A 23,266-nucleotide genomic window follows, 5' to 3' on the forward strand; every position below is an offset into this window, starting at 1 on the left:
AATAATAAAACCCAAAAACCAAATGGAATAAAGGTGTCTTTAACATATGGTAATTTTATTAGTGAAATTCATGTCTAAATAGTATTTTCGCCGTTATGGAGTTTTCTTCAAAATTGTTAGAACGAGCTGTGTACGAAATGTCGCAATTACCGGGTATTGGTAAACGTACAGCTCTACGTTTGGTCTTGCATATGTTAAAACAGCCTAAAGATCAGACAGTAGCTTTGGTTGAAGCTTTACAGAGTATGCGACAAGATGTAAAGTTCTGTAAATCATGTCACAATATTAGTGATGTAGAACTTTGTGAAATTTGTTCTAATCCAAACCGAAATGAAGACATTATTTGTGTGGTAGAAGATATAAGGGATGTTATGGCTATTGAGAATACTAGCTCTTTTAAAGGATTGTATCATGTTTTAGGCGGAAAAATTTCTCCAATAGATGGAATTGGGCCACACGATTTAAATATAGAGTCTTTAGTAGGTAAAGTAAAGGAGGGCAAAGTTAAAGAGCTTATTTTTGCTTTGAGTTCTACAATGGAGGGGGATACTACCAATTTTTATATTTATAAAAAGATTCAGGGTTTTAAAATATTAACTTCTACTATTGCCAGAGGGGTTTCGGTAGGTGATGAATTAGAATATGCAGATGAGATCACATTAGGTAGAAGTATAATAAATAGAATCCCGTTTGAATCTTCTCTCAAAAATTAGATGGAGGTTATAACACTAAATGTTAAAGGTTTTCAGGAAAAGTGTGGAGAATTGAGATCTAAATTAGATTTTCTACCAGACTTAACAGTTGGTGTGCTTCATGGAGGTGGCTTTGTGGTAGATGAATTTAATAATGTAAAAAGTGAATATGTTAAGTTTCAAAGAGAAAATTGGCTTAAAAACACATTTTTTATTAAGTTTTTGTTAAAGAAATTGCCGTATTCAATTTTAAATAGATTAAGGGTAATTGAATCCAGAAGGGTTGAAGAATCGATAAATCATATTAATAAAGAAATTTTGAAAGATCAGGTTGTTGATTTTCAATTTGATTACACAAAATATGAGGAAATAAATACAGTTTTAATAGTTGATGACGCTATTGATTCCGGAAAAACTATGTTTGTTGTTAAAAATAGTTTGAGTAATTTGTTCCCAAATGCTCAAATTAAAACGGCTGTAATTTCATGGACTATAGAAGACTCTATTATTAACCCGGATTATTTTATTTACAAAAAAACCTTAGTCAGGTTTCCCTGGTCTAAAGATTATAAAGGAAAGGATTTTGAAAAATAGAGTTTTAGTAGTTGATCTGGACGATACTTTATATAGTATTAACACGTTTCATTATTTTCTCAAATTCCTTATTTTAAGCTGTATCGGAAAATTCAAACTAATTATAGTATTTAAATTATGCCTAGCCATATGTTCCAGAGTTTTTGTTTCACATGCAAAAATGAAACACCGTGTTTTATATTTAATAAAAGATCTTGAATATATTGATTATAAGACGTTTGTTAGCTCAATAGCTAATAAAAAGCGAGATATTTCAATAATTAAGGAAGAAAGGTTTTTTATAAGAATATTAGCAACAGGGGCACCTTCATGTTATGCAAACATTATTGCAAATATAGAAAAATTTGATATTTGTATAAGTACAGATTTCCCAGAATTTAACTTTAATGACCGTTTTGACAATGTCAAAACGGTAAAGCGAGACAATGTTTTGAAATATTTAAGAGATTTTGATGTAGAGCAAATAGATACTTTTATAACTGATCATATTGATGATTTGCCTCTTATGAAGATATCAAAGCAAAATTTGATAGTTTGCCCAAGTGAGGTATTGATAAATCAATTAAAACAAAACTCAATTTCATTTGAAGTAATGAACTAAAGCGGTTAACTTTGTACTTGGATATATGCAATAATAAAAAGCGTTAATTAATACGGATAATTCAAAATATTAGTCGATTTTTAGTTATTTTTGCAAAATAAAATTAAAAAACAAGCATTAGATTATTGATATGGCAAAATTTGAGCTTAAATTACCAAAGATGGGTGAAAGTGTTGCAGAAGCAACAATAACATCATGGTTAAAGGATGTTGGAGATACTATTGAAATGGATGAGCCTGTTTTAGAAATAGCAACAGATAAGGTAGATAGTGAGGTGCCAAGTGAGGTTGATGGAGTTTTGGTAGAACGCTTTTTTAATGTAGATGATGTGGTGCAGGTTGGTCAGGTATTAGCGATTATTGAGATAGAAGGGCATATTGATATCAATGATGACTTAGGTCAGGAAGATGATAAAGTAGAAATTCCGGGTGTAGAAGAAAAAGCAGTAGAAAAAGTAGTACAAACTATTGAAATAGCAAAAGAAACGGTTGCTCCATTGGTTTCTGGAGGAGACCGATTTTATTCACCTTTGGTAAAGAATATTGCTAAAGCAGAAGGTATTACGCAGCAAGAACTAGATGGAATACAAGGTACAGGTAAAGAAGGTCGGGTAACTAAGAATGATATTCTTAGTTATATTCAAAATAGAGGAACTAAACAGCAGCAAAGCGTAGGAACAAAAGTTGAAGCATCTGTTGAACAAGCAAAACCTGCTAAAATAACTAAGCAGATTTCAACTCCCGTGATTTCAAGTGGAGAAGACGAAATAATAGAAATGACCAGAATGGGCAAATTGATTGCAAATCATATGGTTGAGTCTGTTCAAACTTCAGCACACGTTCAAAGCTTTATTGAAGCTGATGTAACTAACATCTGGAATTGGAGAAAGAAAGTTAAAGATGGGTTTATGAAGCGCGAAGGGGAAAATTTAACATTCACACCAATTTTTATGGAGGTTATTGCTAAAGCGCTTCGCGATTATCCTATGATGAATATTTCTATACAAGGTGATTCCATAGTAAAAAAGAAAAATATCAATTTGGGTATGGCTGCGGCTTTACCAGACGGAAACCTAATTGTACCGGTAATTAAAAATGCAGACCAGCTTAATTTGGTTGGAATGACTAAACAGGTCAATGATCTGGCTAACAGAGCACGATTAAATCAACTAAAACCAGATGAAATTCAGGGAGGAACATACACGGTTACTAACGTTGGTTCTTTTGGCAGTATTATGGGAACACCTATTATTAACCAACCACAGGTGGGAATTTTAGCGCTTGGAGCTATTAGAAAAGTACCAGCGGTTATTGAAACTCCTGAAGGTGATTTTATAGGTATTCGCTATAAAATGTTCTTATCACATTCTTATGACCACCGTGTAGTAAATGGAGCTTTGGGGGGGATGTTTGTAAAAGCGGTTAAGGATTATCTGGAAGCCTGGGATGTAAATAGAGAGGTTTAGAAAAAACTTTATAATCAAAGATTAAACCCAACACCTTTAAACAGTTGGGTTTTTTTATTTTTGTAGAATTATATCGGGCATTAAAAAGCAAATTAACCATTAAACGAATGAAATTAAACTTAACAAAACCTATCTGTTTTTTCGATTTAGAAACAACGGGAATAAATATTACTTCAGATCGCATAGTTGAGATTTCTGTTTTAAAAGTATATCCCAATGGTACAGAGGAAAGTAAAACCTGGTTGGTAAACCCTGAAATGCCTATACCAAAAGAAGTAATCGCAATTCATGGTATTACTGATGAAAAAGTAGCCAATGAACCAACGTTTAAAGTCATTGCCAAAGATATTTATAATATGATCAAAGATTCTGACTTGGGAGGGTTTAATTCAAACCGGTTTGATATTCCATTATTAGCTGAAGAAATGTTAAGGGCAGAAGTTGATTTTGATATGAAAAATCGTTTAGCTGTGGATGTACAGACCATATTTCATAAAATGGAGAAACGTACCTTAAGTGCCGCATATAAATTTTATTGTAACCAAAATTTAGAAGATGCCCATAGTGCTGAGGCCGATACTAAAGCGACTTATGAAGTCTTAAAAGCCCAGGTAGATAAATACGATGAGCTGGAAAATAATACAAAGTTTTTGGCAGAGTTTAGCTCAAGAAAAAAGTTTGCAGATTTTGCAGGCTTTATAGCGTTTAATAAAAAAGGAGAGGAGTGTTTTTCTTTTGGGAAACATAAAGGTAAATTGGTTACTGAAATATTGGACACAGAGCCGGGTTATTTTGGATGGTTGTTGAATGCTGATTTTCCTCTATATACAAAGAAAGTATTAACAGCAATAAAACTAAGGAGTTTTAATAATAAGTTAGGATAGAACTGGCTGCTTAGAAGGTTGAAAATTTAAAAAACTGAATACTGCATAACTGTATTGATAACCAAAGATTATTAACAAGATTACTCCGATGAGGTATGCTAAAACTAAAATTTCAGGTATAACATTCACTAATCAAAGAAGTAACCATATAGCAGAAATGATTATCAAAGATGTTTCATTAAACACTTAAAAACAATAAAAAATAAGCAGATGAAACTTATATGTATAGGAAGGAATTATACCGAACATATTGAAGAATTACAAAATGAAAAACCAACAGACCCCGTTGTGTTTTTAAAACCGGATACTGCAATTCTGTTAAAAAAACAGCCCTTTTTTATTCCTGATTTTTCCAATGATGTACATTATGAAGTGGAAGTTCTGGTGAAAATCAATAGGGTAGGTAAATATATTGATAGAAAATTTACTCATAAATACTACAGTGAAATTGGCTTGGGAATAGATTTCACTGCGCGTGATTTACAGAGTCAATTAAAAGCTAAAGGGTTACCCTGGGAAAAGGCCAAGTCATTTGACGGAGCTGCTGTAATAGGTAAATGGATTTCTAAAGATGAGGTTGACAATGTAAATAATATTCATTTTTCATTAAAAAAGAATGATAATATTGTACAAAATGGAAATACAAGCCATATGCTTTGGAAAATTGATGAATTAATAGAATATGTGTCAAAATATTTTACTTTAAAGATAGGAGATATTATATTTACAGGCACACCAGCAGGTGTTGGCAAAGTAATTGCAAATGATAAACTAAATGGATTTTTAGAAGACAAAGAAATGTTTTCAATAACAGTAAAATAAAATGGAGCAGCATTACAAACTATTTAGAGTAAGAGAATTAGCAGATAACGATGAAGATTTCATTGCAGCTTTGGCAGCGGCTTTTTTAGAAGAAGTTCCTGTTGATGCAGAACGTCTTAAAAAAGCAGTGGCTGATGGAGATTATTTTAATGCTTATCAGGCTGCTCATAAAATGAAGCCTACGGTTGATTTATTTGAATTAGGTGTGCTGGATACGTTAATAGAAGTTCAGGATTGGGGAAAGTTTGAAAAGCAGGATGTAGATGTTTCTTCTCAATTGGAAATTGTTATTTCTGCTGTTGATAAAGCAACTGAAGAGATAAAATCAGATTTTAATTTGTAATGCAGGCCGAAATCATCACTATAGGTGACGAGCTTCTTATTGGGCAAGTTGTAGATACTAATTCTGCATTTATTTCAAAACAACTTAATAAAATTGGAGTTTCAGTATACCAAATCACTTCTATTCAAGATGATAAGGAACATATACTGCAAGCTTTAGCAGATGCGGAGAAGCGTGTGGACATTATAATTTTAACTGGGGGGCTTGGGCCTACAAAAGACGATATTACCAAAAAAACGATTGCCGAGTATTTTAATGACACGCTTGTTAAAAATGAATCTGTCCTTCAAAACATAGAAGCCATTTGGAGGCAGCATGTAAGGACCACAATGTTACAGGTTAACAGAGATCAGGCTTTAATTCCTTCTAAATCTAAACCCCTGATGAATAGGCTGGGAACTGCTCCCGGAATGTGGATAGAAAAAGCAGAAAAAGTATTTATTTCTTTACCAGGTGTGCCATATGAAATGAAAGCTTTAATGGAATATCAGGTTATTCCAAAGCTAAAAGGTAAATATAACTGTCCGTTTATTATTCATAAAACCATGATTGTATATGGTTTAGGAGAGAGTGCACTGGCAGCGAGAATAGAAACATGGGAAGAAGCATTACCCAAACATATTAAATTAGCATACTTACCCAATTTGGGTAAAATGCGTTTGCGCTTATCTACTAAAGGTTTTGATGAAAAGCAACTTAAAAAAGAGGTTCAGGACCAAATAGACAAGGTTATTCCGTTAATAAAAAACGAGTACGCTGGTTTAGAAGGGGAAGAAGGTTCTGTGGAAATATTAATAGCCAAGGAACTTACTAAATTAGGTAAGACATTAGCTATTGCTGAAAGTTGTACAGGAGGAACCGTAGCAGAAAGTTTTACGGCAAATTCAGGAGCATCAACTTATTTTAAAGGAGGAGTTGTAACATATTCCACCCAATCTAAAATCAATATTCTAAAAGTTTTAAAATCAGATATAGATACTTATTCGGTAGTAAGCTCCCAGGTTGCTGAGGCTATGGCTAAAAATGCACAGCAGTTGTTTCAATCTGATTATGCCATTGCCACAACAGGAAACGCAGGACCAACAAAAGGAGAATCAGATGCAGAAGTTGGAACTGTTTTTATTGCTATTGCTACGCAAACAGGTGTTTATTCTCAGGAATTTAACTTTGGAAACTCAAGAATAAAAGTTATAAATAAAGCTGTAAATAAGGCTCTGGAAATGCTTCTGAAAGAAATTTTTAAAAATTGATAAAAATTAGGTTGTCATAATATAAAGAATTTGTATATTTGCACCTCGATTTTAAGCAACAAAGAATTTAAAGTTATATAGAATGTCAAGAGTTTGTGAACTTACAGGAAAGAAGGCCATGGTTGGAAACAACGTGTCTCATGCATTAAATAGAACTAAGCGCAAGTTTAATGCGAACTTAGTAAAGAAGCGTTTTTACATTCCAGAGGAAGATAAGTGGGTAACTTTAAAGGTTTCTACATCTGCTTTAAAAACTATTAATAAAATAGGTATATCTGCAGCAATTAAGGAGGCAAAATCTAAAGGGTTTTTAAAATAATAGCTGTATTTAAAAAGAATAAAACATGGCAAAGAAAGGAAACAGAATACAAGTAATCTTAGAGTGTACAGAGCACAAAGCATCTGGGCAACCTGGAACTTCAAGATATATTACTACAAAAAATAAAAAGAACACGCCAGATAGAATGGAGATTAAAAAGTTTAATCCTATCCTTAAGCGTATGACAGTTCACAAAGAAATTAAGTAATTTATAAAAATATATAGATCATGGCAAAGAAATCAGTAGCATCATTACAAACAGGATCTAAAAGATTAACAAAAGCAATTAAAATGGTAAAGTCTCCTAAAACGGGTGCTTACATGTTTGTTGAATCTATAATGAGTCCAGATCAGGTTAACGACTTTTTAAAGAAATAAAAGGTTTCGTTTCAAGATATTATTAAAAGCTGCTTTCTAAGTGAAAGCAGCTTTTTTATTTTTATATTTGAGCGTTTTCTGCCATAATAGCAGGATATTAATTGTGGTAAGAAAATTGACTAAAAATATTTAGATGTTACAGTAAGGGTAGAGTTTATAAGTTTACCCAATGGAGTAGAAAGACAGTAACGTCAAACGCACGAATAAAATATTAAACTAAACAACGAACCAATAGTTAATATGAGTTTTTTTAAAAAAATATTTTCCTCAGAAAAAAAAGAAACCCTAGATAAAGGATTAGAAAAATCAAAGACTAGTTTTTTTGGCAAATTAAGTAAAGCAGTTGCTGGGAAATCTAAAGTTGATGACGAGGTATTAGATAACCTTGAAGAAGTTTTAGTAACCAGTGATGTAGGTGTAAATACCACACTTAAAGTTATAGAACGTATTGAAGAGCGTGTTTCAAAGGATAAATACCTTGGAACAGACGAGTTAAATCAAATTTTACGAGAAGAAATAGCCGCCTTATTAAGTGAAACCAATTCTGGAGAAGAAACAGATTATACCATTCCAGATTTGCCAAAACAAGAAAACGGGACTAAGACCCCATATGTTTTAATGGTAGTAGGTGTGAATGGTGTTGGAAAAACAACGACTATTGGTAAGCTGGCATATCAATTTAAAAAACAAGGGTTAAAAGTTGTTCTTGGAGCAGCCGATACTTTTAGAGCTGCTGCAATAGATCAACTTCAGGTTTGGGCAGACCGGGTAGATGTACCCATGATACGTCAAGATATGGGAAGTGACCCTGCATCAGTAGCATTCGATGCCTTGCAGTCAGGAGTCAATCAAGATGCAGATGTTATTATTATTGATACTGCAGGTAGATTGCATAACAAAGTTAACCTCATGAATGAGTTGACTAAAGTAAAGCGCGTCATGCAAAAAGTGATTGGAGATGCACCACATGATGTGTTATTGGTTTTGGATGGTTCTACAGGACAAAATGCTTTTGAACAGGCCAAACAGTTTACAGCAGCAACAGAAGTGACATCTTTAGCTGTGACTAAATTAGATGGGACTGCAAAAGGAGGTGTGGTTATTGGTATTTCTGATCAGTTTCAAATTCCTGTTAAATATATTGGAGTAGGCGAAGGTATTGAAGATTTGCAAGTATTTAATAAATATGAATTTGTAGATTCGTTTTTTAAATAGAATTCCTGCCAATATAGGAATTTCATGATTTTCATAAATTTACGATTATGAGTTTTTCCATATTTCATAACCTAGTTATAAATACATCGCCTGAAGACGTATTCCATGCCGTTTCACAGCCAAAACATCTTGATAATTGGTGGACCTTAAAATCATCAGGAAAACCTGAACAAGGAACAGAATACAACTTAAATTTTACCGATCAATATAATTGGTTTTGTAAGGTTTCTAAAGTAGCGCCAAATAAATCATTTCATTTAAAAATGACCATATCTGATGAGGATTGGAACCCTACAACCTTTGGTTTTGATTTAGAAGAGGAGACAGGTAGCACATTGGTGAAATTTAGCCATATCAATTGGCGGGAAGCTAATCATGAATTTAAACATTCATCGTTTTGTTGGGCCATACTTTTAAAAGGTTTAAAAGATTATCTTGAAAAAGGGACAGTTATTCCATTTGAAGATAGGAGCTAGTTTATAAGGTTATTTATTTTATTCCATAATTGGTTATCAAAACTACTGGGGCCAAGTCTGCTTTTTTTTGCTTTATTTCCCATTCTTACAATTACTAGGTTTTTACTGGCTACGATATACAGTTTCTGGTCATTTTTACCTAAACCGGCAAAAAGGTCATTAGGAGCATTGGGTATTAGTTTGCCTTTAAACGTTTTGGTTAATCCGGGCAATTTAAAACTGTCTTTACCATTGAGCCAATATAAGTATCCGTAGCTTTTATTAAGGCTTTGAGATGAATTTATCATATTATCAAAATATGTCGAGTCTTCTAAAACCGATGTGTTATGCCATATCCCTTTATTAAGGTTTAGCAATCCAAACCTGGCCATGCTCCTGGCATTACTATAGTAAGGTTTGGCATATCCAATGCGCTTCCATTCACCACGCATACCTATTTTGTTTTGCAATTTTTCATAAAAATAGCTTTCAAAGCTTTTGTTTACCGCACCGGAAATAATATCGTGTGATTTAGTATATCCGGCATTGTGGTAATACCAAAAACTACCAGGAGTATTTTTATACTTTAAACAGCGAGGAGCTGTACAGTTTTTGTTAAAGATGGTATAATCCAGTCCTGTAGTCATGGTTAAATGGTGCCATACGGTAATGTTATTTTCTTCTTGACTTGTTAAGCTGGACCAACCTGTTCCCAGATAGTCACTGGAAGGGTTATTGATTTGTAAAAAGCCTTCATCCTGTGCAATGCCAATTGTAAAAGCAGCCAGAGTTTTAGCGGCCGAGTACCAAGGTAAAACAGTTGTGGCATTAGCACCATTACCATACCACTCCACGGCAATTTTTCCGTTTTTCAATATTATAAAAGCTTTAGTGCCTTTACTTTCAATATAGTCCAATAAAGGTTGTAGCTGTGAGCTGTTCCATCCCATTTCTTCTAAACCAATAGTGGCCCAATCATTTGAGGTTGAGGGTGGGAAATATAGATTGCTTTCATTATTGTTTTGTGAATTAATGCACATAAAACCAATAATGGTAATAGTAATGGCTAAGATGTTTTTTTTCATAGCAGTAGTTTTAATTTAAGACAGATAAACGCACTAAAGGTTTAACTTCAGGAATATGCTATAATATATCATAAATCATTCCGTATCTTTGCGCCCTGATTTATAGAAACTATGCGTACAAAGTCACTTAAAAAAAACAAAATAAATGTAGTTACTCTTGGTTGTAGTAAAAATGTTTATGATAGTGAGGTTCTTATGGGGCAACTAAAGGCCAGTGGTAAAGATGTTGTACATGAAGAAGAAGGTAATGTGGTGGTTATAAATACTTGTGGTTTTATAAATAATGCCAAGGAGGAAAGTGTGAATACTATCCTGGAGTATATGCAAAAAAAGGAGGATGGTGAAGTAGATAAAGTTTTTGTTACCGGATGCTTAAGTGAGCGCTATAAGCCGGATCTGGAAAAAGAAATTCCTAATGTAGATCGGTATTTTGGCACCACTGAACTACCGGGGTTGCTAAAAGCATTGGGGGCAGATTATAAACACGAACTCATTGGTGAACGTTTAACAACTACACCCAAAAACTATGCATATTTAAAAATAGCAGAGGGCTGTGACAGACCTTGTTCGTTTTGTGCCATTCCTATTATGCGTGGGAAACATAAGAGTACACCAATTGATGAGCTGGTTATAGAAGCTGAAAAACTGGCTGCAAATGGCGTGAAAGAATTAGTTCTTATTGCCCAGGATTTAACGTATTACGGTTTAGATTTATACAAAAAACGGAATTTAGCAGAATTGTTAGAGGCTTTAGTTAAAGTAGAAGGTGTTGAATGGATTCGTTTGCATTATGCATTTCCAACAGGATTTCCTTTAGATGTGTTGGATGTTATGAATAAAGAACCTAAAATTTGTAACTACTTAGATATTCCGTTACAGCATATTTCGGATACCATTCTGAAAAGCATGCGTCGTGGTACAACCAAAACAAAAACTACAAAGTTGATTCAGGAGTTTAGAGTAAAGGTGCCTAAAATGGCAATCCGGACGACATTAATTGTGGGGTATCCGGGCGAAACCGAAGAAAACTTTCAGGAACTAAAACAATGGGTTACTGATATGCGTTTTGAGCGTTTGGGATGTTTTACCTATAGCCATGAAGAAAACACTCATGCTTATAATTTAGAGGATAATGTTCCTGAGGAGGTGAAAATAGATAGAGCAAACCAAATTATGGAAGTTCAATCACAGATATCCTGGGAATTGAATCAACAGAAGGTAGGACAAGAGTTTAACGTGATTATTGATAGAAAGGAAGGTAATTATTTTGTTGGACGTACTGAGTTTGACTCACCGGATGTGGATAATGAAGTGTTGATTGATGCTACAAAGGCATATTTAAAGACTGGCGAATTTATTACAGTAAAGATTATTGAGGCCGAAGACTTTGACCTTTACGGAGAAGTTATTGTACCATAGTGTGAGTATATAGCTAATTTAAATGTTTCGTTTAATATTATTAGATTACTCTTAATTTAGCTTCAATAAAATTTGTAGTTTTCTTCTCAATTAAAACTAGAGGACTAATCTAATACTTTTATTAATCTCCCAGCTCTTTAAACTTAAATTTGGTATTTATCGCTGGTTCATGTTCTTGTTCCATGATATGTTCTATTTTTTTTACGATGTCTGGATACAAGTTTGAAACATTGTTTTGTTCTTTAATATCGGTTTCTAAGTCATACAACTCTATACTGAGATTGCCTTTGAAGATATTCTTTCTCACGCCTTTCCATTTCCCCATTCTAACAGCTTGCTGTCCTTTGTAACTTGGAAACTCCCAGTATAAAAAATCGTGTTGTTTTTGTTGTTGTCCTAATAATGTAGATTTAAAGCTAAGACCATCTATATGTTCCGGAGGGTTTATATTTGCAAGTTCACATATGGTAGGCATGAGATCATAAAAGGCAGAAATATGATTTGTAACTGTACCCGGTTTTATATGATTAGGCCAACTGGCAATTAGCGGCACCCGAATTCCACCTTCGTGGACAAAACCCTTGGTTCTGCCATAACCGTTTGATAAAGGTTTAGAGCTTTCAAAATAATTAAAATCTACACCTCCCAGGTAGGTCGGACCATTATCACTGGAAAAAATAATGATTGTGTTCTTGTAAATGCCTTCGGCTTTAAGTTTAGCAACTAATTCTCCAAGTTGAGCATCTAAATAGCTTATCATGGCTGCATAAGTTGCTCTGGGGTATCGATTAGGAAAATAGGAATTGTTTCCAAGATAAGGCTCTTCATCACCAAATTCTTTCCTATATTCATCAACATAGGCCTTTGGGGCTTGTAGCGGTAAATGGGGAAGAGGAGAAGCGTAATACATAAAAAACGGATTTTCCTTATTATCAGCTATAAAATGGAGTGCTTTTTCGTGTATTTTTTCGGGAGCATAATCATTTTGGGAAAATTTAGCATAGCTTTTCTCATCATACGGGTCGGATTGAGGATCCAACTTTGTTTTTAAAGAAAAGATCTCATTATTTAATAATATCTTTTCTGTATTTTCCCAAAGGTGACCGGGATATAAGTTATGAGCCTGACGCTGGCAATTATATCCATAAAAATAATCAAAACCCTGAAGATTTGGAACACCTTCCGTTTCCGGAGCACCAAGCCCCCATTTACCAAAAACCCCGGTTTTATATCCTGATTCTTTAAGCAGTTTCCCAATGGTAACCGTATTTTTGGGCATAGGTCGCTGACCTTCAAGGTTAATGTCTTTAAAAGCTTTTTCGTAATCCCAAACATCCCCACGAGCACTCCACTCGTCATTTCCTCTAATATAAGCATGCCCCATATGCTTTCCGGTTAAAAAAACATATCGTGCCGGAGCACATACGGGAGCTCCGGAATAATGCTGTGTAAATTTCATTCCATTTTTTCCCAGCGCATCTATATTAGGTGTTTTTATCTTTTGTTGTCCATATAATCCAACTTCACCATAGCCAAGATCATCAGCAAGAAAGAATATAATATTAGGAGGCTGTTGTTCACTTTTTTTCGAATTGCAGGTAAAGAGGCTAAAGCTTAATAAAAGTGTAATGGTTATTTTTCTCATTAATTTAAGTTTTGTCGGATTATCAGCAAGTATAAAGGTATGGTTAGAAAAGCAGTAAAGTTAGTCAAAAAAAAATGTTTACCTTTAACAAAAATTCAATCGCCTTTAGCAATTAATAGTCTACTGGATGCTATATTGGGTATTGTCAAAAAGCCTTATAATAATCGTATAAGTTTCTTATTTTTGAACTGATGCAATTCAAAGACTTTCCTGATTTTTTAAAAACGATAAGTGCTGAACCCCTTTATGTTCTGGATCCTGCTATCCCAAAATCAAAATATGTCCCAATAGATTTATCTGAATCTAATGAAGAACTTTACAAGGTAGATGTATCGTCATCTTTAAGGTTGGGCGAATTTGTGAACAACCATATCAAAAACCATGAGGCTTTAGTGGCTTTTGGAGGATATTTGGAAACTAGAAATATTTACAAAAGAAGCAGTCATTTTAATGGTCGGGCTAAAGAAGAACGTAACATACATTTAGGGCTTGATTTATGGTATAATGCTAAATCTTCTATTTATACACCTTTAGATGGAACGGTATATGGTTTTAAAAATAATATAGGTTATGGAGATTATGGACCAACTATTATCTTAAAACATGATCTTAGAGACGTAAAGTTTTATACGCTTTATGGGCATTTAAGTTTAGAATCTATCCAAGGTTTGGAAGTGGGTAAGTTTTTTGCAAAAGGTGAGTGCATTGGTGCTTTAGGAGACGCTATAGTGAATGGCGATTACCCACCCCATTTGCATTTTCAAATTATAAAGGATTTGAAAGGTTTTGAAAATGACTATCCCGGGGTTTGTTCTAAAAAGGATTTAAGATTTTATATGGAAAACTGCCCTGACCCCCGGTTATTACTAAAGCTATACTTTTAATCATTAAAAGATCGTTTATTTTTAGTTGCAATTAATCCCACCAAATTGTTATTCCGTCAAATTTTGCATTGCTAGGAATTTTGGATATATCAATTCCATTTTCATTCCACCAACCTTCTTGAAGCTCTGTTTTATTTATACTGAACCAAGCGTTAATAGGATTTATATCCAATACAATGTGTTCCGTATCTGGGGAAATCTTGTCTGTTGAATAATATTTTGATAAATCTCCAAACGTAGAATTTAAACCAATTTTTTTGGTTGTTTTAAACCGTTTATCTAAAATTGAAATCCGGTTAATTTTTGAATTTGTATCTCCTGCCTCCTTAGGTGTTAATACTAATAATTTTTTTCCATTAGAGTCGTAGATTTCATAATCCTCATAAGTGTCATCCGCAAATTCTCCATATCCAATCTTTTTCTTGATTTGATGTTTTGGAATAATATTATAAACATCCAATATGGTCATTCCTTTTGAAAAAATTCCAACACGGTTCTCTGAAATATGGAAATTGTCAAAAACATAACCTGTTGGTTTTTTTGTAGTCTCAGATTTTATGCCTTCTTTGATGGTTTCTTTTTCGTTAGGTATTTTTTTTTTTTTGATGTAGAATTACAGCTTATTAAAATCAAAGTAAAAATGACAGGTAAAATCTTTTTCATGGTTTTGAGCTTTGCTTACAAGGTTTTCTGTAAAAACTTGAAAATATTAATAGTTGACAAAGTTAAGAGTAACCGGTTTATGTTTCATTGAAATAGCATCAAAATATTATTAATGGTGCTTAGATTATTATAAGCTGTTTGGGTGAACACTGTCCGGTATTCATCTAATTGAAAATCCCGGTAGTTTCTACCGGGATTCTTTTATATGCTGCTGCAAGGTATAGAGAAGTTTTATATTGTGAGATGTTTCCAAAGAATACTTTGTAGTAAACTCTCCTCATATAATGAGTATTTAGTTAATCTTCAATCAATACCCAATCTCCTTTAGCAATTAATGGTTCTGCTTGTTTGTATTTTAAGGTTTTATTTTCACCGTTTATTACATGTTTAATAGTCACACGGTCATTACGTCCAATTTTTGGTCTGTCCCTAACAATGGTTTCAACAATTTCCTGTTGACGCTGAGTATTTCCGGCAGCTCTATTTTGCGCAGAACGCTCATCTAAATTAGGGATTTCGTCTTTTTGAATATTTAACTTCTCTCTTTTACGAGCTCTGGCTTCCTGAATGGTATCTTGGGTTTCCTGCGGCAATTCCCCTTTAAATAAGAATGAAATAACATCTTTATTAACCTGATCTATCATAGCTTTAAAGAGTTCAAAAGCTTCAAACTTATATATTAATAATGGGTCTTTTTGCTCATGAACTGCCAATTGTACCGATTGTTTTAACTCATCCATTTTACGTAAATGGGTTTTCCAGGCATCATCAATAATAGCTAGCGTAATATTCTTTTCAAAATCAGTTATTAGCTGCTTACCATTGGTTTCATAAGCTTTTTCAAGATCAGTTACTACATTTAAACTCTTAACACCATCTGTAAACGGTACTACAATACGTTTAAACTTATCACGTTGGTTTTCATATACGTTTTTAATTACAGGAAAAGCAATATCTGCATTACGCTCCATTTTATCTCTGTAATGTTCAAAAGCCGATTTATATATTTTTGAAGTAATATCCTGCTCTGATAATTTTCCAAATTCTTCCTCAGTTATCGGAGAACTCATTGAGAAATAACGAATCAATTCAAACTCAAAGTTCTTATAATCATTAGCGCCTTTATTAGTTTGAGCAATACCTTCAGAGGTGTCAAAAATCATGTTGGCCAGATCTACGCGAAGACGTTCACCGTGTAATGCGTGATGACGTCGTTTATAAACCACCTCACGTTGAGCATTCATAACATCATCATATTCTAATAAACGTTTTCTAACACCAAAGTTATTTTCTTCAACTTTCTTTTGGGCACGTTCTATAGATTTTGAAATCATGGAATGTTGGATAACTTCGCCTTCTTTTAATCCCATTCTATCCATCATTTTAGCAATACGCTCACTACCAAATAAACGCATTAAATTGTCTTCTAAAGACACATAGAACTGAGAACTACCAACATCACCCTGACGACCGGCACGACCTCGTAACTGTCTGTCTACACGGCGTGAATCATGACGCTCTGTACCAACAATAGCTAAGCCTCCAGCAGTTTTTACCTCATCACTTAATTTAATATCCGTACCACGACCGGCCATATTGGTGGCAATGGTAACCTGGCCACTTCTACCAGCCTGATCAACGATTTCGGCCTCTTTTTTATGTTGTTTGGCATTCAGTACGTTATGAGAAATTTTTCTAATGCTTAGCATTTTTCCCAATAACTCAGAAATTTCAACCGATGTTGTACCAATTAAAACCGGACGGCCAGCCTGAGACAGTTTTGTAACTTCATCAATAACGGCATTATATTTTTCTCGCTTAGTTTTATAGACTAAATCTTCCCTGTCATCACGGGCTATAGGACGGTTAGTTGGTATTTCAACTACATCTAATTTATAGATTTCCCAGAACTCACCGGCTTCAGTAACTGCAGTACCCGTCATACCGGATAATTTACGGTACATTCTAAAGTAATTTTGAAGGGTTACTGTAGCAAAGGTTTGCGTAGCGTCTTCAATCTTTACATTTTCTTTAGCTTCAATGGCTTGGTGTAACCCGTCAGAATAACGACGTCCATCCATTATACGACCTGTTTGCTCATCAACAATCATAACTTTATTTTCCATGACCACATACTGTGTGTCCTTTTCAAATAAAGCATAAGCTTTTAGCAATTGATTTAAAGTGTGAATACGCTCAGACTTTACACCAAAATCTTTAAATAATTCTTCTTTAAGTGTAGCTTCTTCTTCTGGAGAAAGACCTTGCTCTTCAATTTTGGCTACTTCTATACCTATTTCTGGTAAAACAAAAAAGTCCGGGTTGTCTTTTCCTGAAATATAGTCTACACCTTTATCTGTTAACTCTACCTGATTGTTTTTTTCTTCAATGACGTAGTACAACTCTGCATCAACCTTTGGCATTTCGCGGTTGTTGTCCTGCATGTAGAAGTTCTCAGTTTTTTGAAGCAGTTGTTTAACACCTTCTTCTGATAAAAATTTAATAAGGGCTTTGTTTTTAGGGATACCACGGTATACGCGTAATAATTGAAAACCACCTTCTTTTGTGTCCCCTTCTTTTATTAACTTTTTAGCTTCAGCTAAAACACCGGTTAAATATTTACGTTGAACGCCTACTATATCATCAACTTTAGGTTTTAGCTCATTAAATTCATGATGATCTCCTTTTGGAATAGGCCCTGAAATAATCAATGGTGTACGGGCATCATCAACTAATACAGAATCCACCTCATCTACAATGGCGTAGTGATGTGGGCGTTGTACTAAATCTTCTGGGGCATGAGACATGTTATCACGTAAATAATCAAAACCAAATTCATTATTGGTTCCGTAGGTGATGTCTGCATTATAGGCTTTTCTTCGGGCCTCAGAATTTGGTTGATGGTAATCTATACAATCTACACTCAATCCATGGAATTCAAAAATGGGGGCCATCCATGCACTATCACGTTTTGCCAGATAATCATTTACGGTTACCAGGTGTACACCTTTTCCAGATAAAGCATTTAAGTAAACAGGCAAGGTAGCTACCAAAGTTTTACCTTCACCAGTTTGCATTTCGGCAATTTTACCTTGGTGCATGGCTATACCACCTATAAGCTGAACATCATAATGAATCATGTCCCAGGTAATAGGTTTGCCCGCAGCATCCCAAGAATTTGCCCAAGTGGCATGATCTCCATCAAGCGTTACATAATCCTTATCTCCTGATAGTGTTCTGTCAAACTCATTAGCCGTAACAGTAATAGAAGTGTTATTGACAAAACGTTTCGCTGTTTCCTTTACTACAGCAAAGGCTTCTGGTAAAATATCATTTAAAATACCTTCGGTAATTTTATAAGCTTCATCTTTAAGTCTATCTATATCCTGGTAAATGTCTTCACGTCTATCAATATCTTCAGTATTTTCAGCTTCTTGTGACAGGTTGGTTATTTGCTCATCAACAGAAGCATTGGCTTCAGCAATTTTAGCTTTGAATTCTATCGTTTTGGCTCTCAATTCATCATGAGATAAAGCTTCTAATGCAGATTCAAAGGTTTTAATTTTATCAACTAGGGGAGTGATGGCTTTTACATCTTGTTTTGATTTATCTCCAACAAATACTTTTAATACAGAATTTAAAAAACTCATGGGTCTAATTTTATATATTTTATCTAGGGTTAACCTAGGATTTTGTCATTAATATTTTGCGCTACAAGGCAATCATCAAAGATACATTTTGTTATGCTTTTTTGTATGATTAAGAACAAAAAAAAAGCCTCAGATCGAGACTTTTTAACTATTCTTTATGCTTTATCAATATTCATCTTCATTCCAGAGGTAATCCTCATCGGTAGGGTAATCGGACCAGATTTCTTCAATAGAGTCATAAGAGTCACCTTCGTCTTCTATAGACTGTAAGTTTTCAACAACTTCTAACGGTGCTCCAGTTCTAATGGCGTAATCTATTAATTCGTCCTTTGTTGCTGGCCAAGGTGCATCACTTAAATAAGATGCTAATTCTAATGTCCAATACATTTCTTTGTGTTTAATTTTTTGCAAAAATAATTTTTTAGTTTAAACAGACAAGAAAAAAATGAATTATTTAATCATTAATTAAAAGAACGTATCTTTTTGTAATCTAAACATCTGAAATTATTTCTGCGTTGTTAATAATTGCAGCAATATTAAAAACTTATATTTTTATAAAAATTAAGTTATTATTAGGATGTCTTTTCAGGCATCCACTTAATTTCATTTGCTTTTAAGTCATGAGTCAACTTCCGTGCCAATACAAAAAGGAAGTCAGAAAGGCGGTTTAGGTATATTAAAGTATTAGGTTCTACAGGAGTAATATCGTTAAGTGCTGTAGCTAAACGTTCTGCTCTACGGCATATACAACGGGCAATGTGACAGAATGACACTGTTTGATGTCCGCCGGGTAATACAAAATGGCTCATTGGAGGCAAAGCCGCATTCATTTTATCCATTTCAACTTCCAGTAGTTCAATATTCTCAGTAGAAATTTTTGGGATATTTAAACGTTCTTTGCCACTTTTAAGTGTTGCCTTTTCTGGGGCGGTAGCTAAAATTGCACCAATAGTAAATAGTCTATCCTGAATGTGAATAATTAAATCTTTATAGTCTTGATGTATGTCCTGATCTCTGATGAGTCCCAGGTAAGAGTTAAGCTCATCAACAGTGCCATAACTATCAATTCTAATATGGTGTTTAGGTACCCGGGTACCACCAAACAATGCTGTAGTACCTTTATCTCCTGTTTTAGTGTAGATTTTCATCCGATAATTTTTATAGCTTCAGAGGTCGGATGTAATTCGCCATTTATATTTTATAAATTAACGATACAATCCTGAAGTGCTCATTTCATGCTATGCAAGTTAAAAGTAAAAAGTTAAAAGTTAAAGGTTTTTTACAAGAGATTGCTATAGGTTTTTTTTTAATTTAAAAACTTTTATATTCTTATTGTAAAATGCTCCTTAACCTGTTCTCTCCTAAAAAACACTAAGCCCCAGTAAAAGGTATCAATGGTTACTGTTACTTTAGGGTGTTGCTTAATAATCTCCCAGGCCTCGGTCATGCCTTTAGACCAATAGATATCATCAAAAATAAATACAGAATTGTTATGAGCTGTAGGTAATAACACTTCAAAATAATTTAAGGTAGCTTCTTTTTGGTGATTGCCGTCAAAGAAAACAAGGTCAAAGCTGTTAGAGTCTAATTTTTTGATATGGTCATTAAAATCACCGGTAATAACAGTTATATTATTTGCCTGATGAGCTTGTAACCCTTCTTTAGCAAACTTAGCTGTATTAGGGCAACCTTCAATAGTTGTGACTTTAGCCTCAGGATGTCCTGAACTTAAAGCATGTGTTGCGATACCTAAGGAAGTACCTAATTCTAAAATACTTTTTGACTTAAAATATTTACTAAGCCTATAAAGAAGCTTAGCCCTTTTATATGTGGTTCCTGCATTTTTAGCAATAGCATAAACCTTACGTTCTTTTCTTTTTATTAGGCGGGAGCCCTTTCCCAGATCTAAGACATTGATTTTTGTGTTTATTTTTAATAAAGATTTTTTATAGCTTGAAATGGCGTTATATGCACTATAGTGTGCCTTATCATAAAAACACTTGGTTACTAAGTCAAAAACAAAGGGAGAATGTATACCGTGTTGATTGGTAGATTTGAATAAGAATTTTATGTATTGAATAACTTGATAAAACATATTATAGCACTTGAAAGGTATAACTTTTATTCCTCCAGCTTTGAGGATAGTTCAAACCAACGTTCTTCTTTAGCTTCTATGGTGTCAATAATATCTTGTAATTCCTCTGAGAGTTTTTTAATGTCTTCTTGAGATAAATCGGGGTTATTAAACTTATTTTCCAGTTCTTTTTTATCAAAAGCCAAAGTATTGAGTTTACTTTCAATATTCCTCAATTCTTTTTCTTCGTTAAAAGATAATTTAGATGCTTTATTCTGCTTCCATGACGACTTGTCTTTTTTGTTTTCAGAAGTATTTGATACAACAGGCTGACTGTCTTCATAAACCCTATAATCCGTATAGTTACCAGGGAAACCTTCAATAATACCGTTACCTTTAAAAACAAACAGGTGGTCCGTTATCTTATCCATAAAATACCGGTCATGGGATACTACAATGATACAACCGGGAAAATCCAAGAGAAAACTTTCAAGAACGTTAAGCGTCACAATATCCAGGTCATTAGTAGGTTCATCAAGAATTAAAAAGTTTGGGTTCTGAATTAAAACGGTACACAGGTACAGGCGTTTGCGTTCACCTCCGCTTAGTTTCTCAACAAAATCATATTGCTTTTTTCTACTAAATAGAAAACGTTCCAGTAGCTGTTGCGCACTGATTTGCCGGCCTTTTTTTAACGGGATATAATCACCAAATGCTCTGATGACATCAATTACTTTTTGTTCAGGTTTGATACTAATGCCACCTTGCGTATAATATCCAAACTTAACGGTGTCACCTTTAACAACTTTACCGGAATCAGGTAGTGCAGATTGCGTTAAAATATTTAAAAAAGTAGTTTTTCCTGTACCATTTTTTCCAATGATACCTATGCGCTCTCCTTTTTTAAATGTGTATTCAAAATTATCAAGAATAACATTATCTTTAAATGCTTTAGATACTTTATGGAATTCCAAGATTTTACTACCCAGGCGTTCCATGTTTAGTTCCAATTGAACTTGATGGTCATTTCTACGCTGATGCGCTCTATGTTTTATATCTGCAAAGTCATCAATTCTGGATTTTGATTTTGTTGTTCTTGCTTTAGGCTGTCTACGCATCCAGGTCAGCTCTTTTTTAAAGAGTTGTTTTGCTTTTCCCGTTTCAACGGCTTCTCGTTCAATTCTTTCACCACGCTTTTCAAGATAATATGAGTAATTACCTTTATAACTATATAATTGCCCCTCATCTAACTCTATAATCTCATTACAAACACGTTCCAAAAAATAACGATCATGAGTTACCATAAAAAGCGTAATATTTTCTTTGGCAAAAAAGGCTTCTAACCACTCAATCATTTCTAAATCTAAATGATTTGTAGGTTCATCCAAAATGAGTAAATCTGGTTTGTTGATTAGTGCATTGGCTAAGGCAAGACGTTTTTTTTGCCCACCGGAAAGTACACTTACTTTCTGCTGTAGATTATCTAGTTTAAGTTTAAAAAGTATTTGTTTATAAAGTGTTTCAAAATCCCATGCCTGATGATGCTCCATAGCCTCAAAAGCAGCTTGATAGGCTTCTGTGTCTTCTGGGTTTAAAAGTGTCTTTTCATAATTAGAAATGACTTTTAAGATGGGATTTTCACTGGCTAAAATGGTTTCTTCAACAGTTAGATTTTTATCAAATTTAGGATCTTGAGATAAAAAAGACACTTTGATATCTTTTCTGTAAATAACATTTCCGGAATCAGATTGATCTTTTCCTGATAAAATATTTAAAATAGAAGTCTTTCCGGTACCATTCTTGGCAACAAAAGCTATTTTTTGATCTTTATGAATGCTAAAGGAGATGTTTTCAAAAAGGACCAATTCTCCATAAGACTTTGATATATTTTCAACTGTTAAAAAATTCAAAAGCTAATATTTTTTGCAAATAACGGACAAAAAACCAAAAAATCATCCATAAGTTTTATTGTTCCTTCCTAAAACTTATATTTGTGAGAAATCAAACTGCCTCATATATGAAGAGAAGTCTTCTTCTGGTTATAATAATCATAAATATTGTTTTTGTTTCATGCATTACAAATAAAGATGTGGTTTATCTGCAAGATAAAGGTGGTGGCATGGATAGTTTGACGGTAATTAATGAAATACAAAAACCATACAGGGTACAGGTAAATGATATATTAAGTATCAATGTTAAGGCTTTAGATGAAGAGTTAACAAAGATTTTTAATCCGGTGGAGTCATCAGCCGGAGCCATTCAAAACCAAAGTCAGTCTTCGCTATATTTTAACGGATTTACGGTAGATTTACACGGTAGGATTAAATTTCCAATTTTAGGGGAAATCACAGTGCTGGGATTTACTGTAAAAGAAATTGAAGCATTAGTTAAAGAGGAATTGCTAAAGCAATATTTTAAAGAAACCGCAGAATTGTTTGTTACCGTTAAGTTAGCCGGGTTAAGGTATACGGTTACGGGAGAAGTTGGAGGAGCTGGTGTTTACACCTTATTTCAAGATAGAGTAAATATTATAGAAGCTCTGGCAAATGCCGGAGATATTTTAGTCACAGGTAACAGAAAAGATGTTTTAGTAATCAGGCAGTATCCGGATGGACAAAAGATCCATCATATAGATCTAACCGATAAAAAAGCTATGCAATCGTCTTTTTATTATATACAGCCTAATGACATGATATTGGTAAAACCTTTAAAGCGTAAGTCTATTGGAGCAGGGCAAACTGCTGTACAAAATTTAGCAGCCATTTCATCAATTTTAGCTGGGTTGGTTTCCATTTATGTTTTAACCAGGAATCTTTAATTGAAGTGCT

The 23,266-nt window shown here is 33.9% G+C and carries 24 protein-coding genes; 16 read left to right on the forward strand and 8 right to left on the reverse strand.

The features are described from left to right. The first annotated feature begins 95 nt into the window (after positions 1 to 95). The 13 genes from recR (at position 96) to VOI54_RS09835 (ending at position 9,039) form a co-directional block, all read left to right on the forward strand. Entirely contained in the window at positions 96 to 713 is a 618-nt protein-coding gene (gene recR, locus VOI54_RS09775) for a recombination mediator RecR (protein ID WP_326282608.1), read from the forward strand. Continuing rightward, positions 714 to 1,286 carry a hypothetical protein gene (locus VOI54_RS09780; protein WP_326282609.1) on the forward strand — a complete coding sequence of 191 codons (573 nt, stop codon included), beginning with the start codon at positions 714 to 716 and terminating at the stop codon, positions 1,284 to 1,286. A 160-nt stretch (positions 1,287 to 1,446) separates the two neighbouring features. After that, positions 1,447 to 1,887: an HAD family hydrolase gene (locus VOI54_RS09785; protein WP_326282610.1), complete on the forward strand. Its 441-nt coding sequence runs from the start codon at positions 1,447 to 1,449 to the stop codon at positions 1,885 to 1,887. Between the two features lie 130 nt (positions 1,888 to 2,017). After that, positions 2,018 to 3,352 carry a dihydrolipoamide acetyltransferase family protein gene (locus tag VOI54_RS09790; protein WP_326282611.1) on the forward strand — a complete coding sequence of 445 codons (1,335 nt, stop codon included), beginning with the start codon at positions 2,018 to 2,020 and terminating at the stop codon, positions 3,350 to 3,352. Between the two features lie 107 nt (positions 3,353 to 3,459). Further along, entirely contained in the window at positions 3,460 to 4,236 is a 777-nt protein-coding gene (locus VOI54_RS09795) for an exonuclease domain-containing protein (RefSeq protein ID WP_326282612.1), read from the forward strand. Between the two features lie 210 nt (positions 4,237 to 4,446). Further along, positions 4,447 to 5,058: a fumarylacetoacetate hydrolase family protein gene (locus VOI54_RS09800; protein WP_326282613.1), complete on the forward strand. Its 612-nt coding sequence runs from the start codon at positions 4,447 to 4,449 to the stop codon at positions 5,056 to 5,058. A gap of 1 nt (position 5,059) precedes the next feature. Continuing rightward, on the forward strand, positions 5,060 to 5,401 hold the full coding sequence (locus VOI54_RS09805) for an Hpt domain-containing protein (RefSeq protein ID WP_326282614.1): 342 nt from the start codon (positions 5,060 to 5,062) through the stop codon (positions 5,399 to 5,401). After that, positions 5,401 to 6,651 (forward strand): competence/damage-inducible protein A, encoded by a 1,251-nt coding sequence (locus tag VOI54_RS09810; RefSeq protein WP_326282615.1) that lies wholly within the window; start codon positions 5,401 to 5,403, stop codon positions 6,649 to 6,651. Before VOI54_RS09805 ends, VOI54_RS09810 begins: the two co-directional genes overlap by 1 nt. Positions 6,652 to 6,733: 82 nt before the next feature. After that, a complete protein-coding gene (gene rpmB / locus VOI54_RS09815) occupies positions 6,734 to 6,970 on the forward strand; it encodes a 50S ribosomal protein L28 (protein ID WP_072402996.1) in 237 nt (78 codons plus the stop codon). Positions 6,971 to 6,995: 25 nt separating this feature from the next. Continuing rightward, complete coding sequence (rpmG, locus tag VOI54_RS09820; protein WP_008271040.1) at positions 6,996 to 7,178, forward strand: 50S ribosomal protein L33; 183 nt, start codon at positions 6,996 to 6,998, stop codon at positions 7,176 to 7,178. 20 nt (positions 7,179 to 7,198) lie between these two features. Further along, on the forward strand, positions 7,199 to 7,348 hold the full coding sequence (locus VOI54_RS09825; RefSeq protein ID WP_326282616.1) for a DUF4295 domain-containing protein: 150 nt from the start codon (positions 7,199 to 7,201) through the stop codon (positions 7,346 to 7,348). A 240-nt stretch (positions 7,349 to 7,588) separates the two neighbouring features. After that, the gene (ftsY, locus tag VOI54_RS09830; protein WP_326282617.1) at positions 7,589 to 8,563 is read left to right on the forward strand and encodes a signal recognition particle-docking protein FtsY; all 975 of its coding nucleotides are present in this window, start codon (positions 7,589 to 7,591) and stop codon (positions 8,561 to 8,563) included. A 47-nt stretch (positions 8,564 to 8,610) separates the two neighbouring features. Then, positions 8,611 to 9,039 carry an SRPBCC family protein gene (locus tag VOI54_RS09835; RefSeq protein WP_326282618.1) on the forward strand — a complete coding sequence of 143 codons (429 nt, stop codon included), beginning with the start codon at positions 8,611 to 8,613 and terminating at the stop codon, positions 9,037 to 9,039. On the opposite strand, the gene VOI54_RS09840 is transcribed toward VOI54_RS09835, so the two are convergent. Beyond that, positions 9,036 to 10,103: a serine hydrolase domain-containing protein gene (locus VOI54_RS09840; protein WP_326282619.1), complete on the reverse strand. Its 1,068-nt coding sequence runs from the start codon at positions 10,101 to 10,103 to the stop codon at positions 9,036 to 9,038. The genes VOI54_RS09835 and VOI54_RS09840 overlap by 4 nt on opposite strands. A gap of 111 nt (positions 10,104 to 10,214) precedes the next feature. Between VOI54_RS09840 and rimO the strand changes: the two genes are divergently transcribed. Continuing rightward, complete coding sequence (rimO, locus tag VOI54_RS09845; protein WP_326282620.1) at positions 10,215 to 11,522, forward strand: 30S ribosomal protein S12 methylthiotransferase RimO; 1,308 nt, start codon at positions 10,215 to 10,217, stop codon at positions 11,520 to 11,522. Between the two features lie 121 nt (positions 11,523 to 11,643). Here the strand turns inward: rimO and VOI54_RS09850 are convergent, their stop codons facing one another. Continuing rightward, complete coding sequence (locus VOI54_RS09850; RefSeq protein ID WP_326282621.1) at positions 11,644 to 13,167, reverse strand: arylsulfatase; 1,524 nt, start codon at positions 13,165 to 13,167, stop codon at positions 11,644 to 11,646. Between the two features lie 191 nt (positions 13,168 to 13,358). On the opposite strand from VOI54_RS09850, the gene VOI54_RS09855 reads away from it, so the two are divergent. After that, positions 13,359 to 14,051 (forward strand): peptidoglycan DD-metalloendopeptidase family protein, encoded by a 693-nt coding sequence (locus VOI54_RS09855; protein WP_326282622.1) that lies wholly within the window; start codon positions 13,359 to 13,361, stop codon positions 14,049 to 14,051. 31 nt (positions 14,052 to 14,082) lie between these two features. On the opposite strand, the gene VOI54_RS09860 is transcribed toward VOI54_RS09855, so the two are convergent. From VOI54_RS09860 to VOI54_RS09885, 6 genes are all read right to left on the reverse strand, one after another. Further along, positions 14,083 to 14,520, reverse strand: a complete 438-nt coding sequence (locus tag VOI54_RS09860; RefSeq protein ID WP_326282623.1) for a hypothetical protein — start codon at positions 14,518 to 14,520, stop codon at positions 14,083 to 14,085. A 490-nt stretch (positions 14,521 to 15,010) separates the two neighbouring features. After that, positions 15,011 to 18,364, reverse strand: coding sequence for a preprotein translocase subunit SecA (gene secA / locus VOI54_RS09865; protein ID WP_326282624.1), 3,354 nt, complete (start codon positions 18,362 to 18,364; stop codon positions 15,011 to 15,013). Positions 18,365 to 18,529: 165 nt separating this feature from the next. Continuing rightward, complete coding sequence (locus VOI54_RS09870) at positions 18,530 to 18,751, reverse strand: DUF2795 domain-containing protein (protein ID WP_019387375.1); 222 nt, start codon at positions 18,749 to 18,751, stop codon at positions 18,530 to 18,532. 185 nt (positions 18,752 to 18,936) lie between these two features. After that, complete coding sequence (locus VOI54_RS09875; RefSeq protein WP_326282625.1) at positions 18,937 to 19,512, reverse strand: cob(I)yrinic acid a,c-diamide adenosyltransferase; 576 nt, start codon at positions 19,510 to 19,512, stop codon at positions 18,937 to 18,939. 173 nt (positions 19,513 to 19,685) lie between these two features. Beyond that, positions 19,686 to 20,459, reverse strand: coding sequence for an O-methyltransferase (locus tag VOI54_RS09880; protein ID WP_326282626.1), 774 nt, complete (start codon positions 20,457 to 20,459; stop codon positions 19,686 to 19,688). A 26-nt stretch (positions 20,460 to 20,485) separates the two neighbouring features. Then, the gene (locus tag VOI54_RS09885; RefSeq protein ID WP_326282627.1) at positions 20,486 to 22,348 is read right to left on the reverse strand and encodes an ABC-F family ATP-binding cassette domain-containing protein; all 1,863 of its coding nucleotides are present in this window, start codon (positions 22,346 to 22,348) and stop codon (positions 20,486 to 20,488) included. Positions 22,349 to 22,455: 107 nt separating this feature from the next. On the opposite strand from VOI54_RS09885, the gene VOI54_RS09890 reads away from it, so the two are divergent. Then, on the forward strand, positions 22,456 to 23,256 hold the full coding sequence (locus VOI54_RS09890) for a polysaccharide biosynthesis/export family protein (RefSeq protein ID WP_326282628.1): 801 nt from the start codon (positions 22,456 to 22,458) through the stop codon (positions 23,254 to 23,256). Positions 23,257 to 23,266 lie beyond the last annotated feature (10 nt).

Origin of the sequence: Alterotamlana spongicola (assembly GCF_035818475.1) — a bacterium.
Classification (GTDB): Bacteria; Bacteroidota; Bacteroidia; order Flavobacteriales; family Flavobacteriaceae; genus Cognatitamlana.